The following is a 527-nucleotide window of genomic DNA, read 5'->3' on the forward strand; positions in this document are numbered from 1 at the left end:
CATGTGATCCTGCGGCGCCAGGCGCGCTAGGACGCCTAGTCACGCGTTGAAGGCCGACATTACTGAAGGGCCGATTTCAGTCCGGCAACGCCTCGCCCACCGCGTCCCGATCCTTCCTGTGCTTGGCCGCAATCCGATGGGTCAGCGCCACCAGCGCCGCAACGGCCGGGTCGGCGTCGTTGGCCCGGTAGCCAAGGGTGAGCGGGGCGCGCAGGCGGTCGGTCTCGACCATGCGGCAGTAGGCCACGCCGTGGCGGTTGAGGCCGGCCATCGAGGCCGGCACCACGCTCACGCCGGCGCCAGCCGCCACCAGATTGAGGTTGGTCAGCATCCGTTCCACCTCGGCGCCGATGCGCGGCGTGAAGCCCAGCGCCTCGCATTCGCGCAGCAGGTCGCCGTACATGCCCGGCGCGCCGGGCCGGCGGACCAGGATGAACGGATCGCCCTTCAGTTCGCGCAGTGACACCGGCGTGCCGGCGGCCACGCCTTCGGCCGCCCGGCGGCGCAGCAGCGCGTGGTCCAGCGGC

The 527-nt window shown here is 71.9% G+C and carries 1 protein-coding gene; it reads right to left on the reverse strand.

Annotated elements, in window-relative coordinates; all coding sequences use genetic code 11:
• Window positions 1–76 precede the first annotated feature (76 nt).
• The coding region (locus AC1DMY_RS20935; RefSeq protein ID WP_477166765.1) for a LysR substrate-binding domain-containing protein at window positions 77–527 on the reverse strand (451 nt) is incomplete at its 5' end.

The sequence above is a fragment of the Dyella sp. 01L423 genome, from assembly GCF_056399945.1.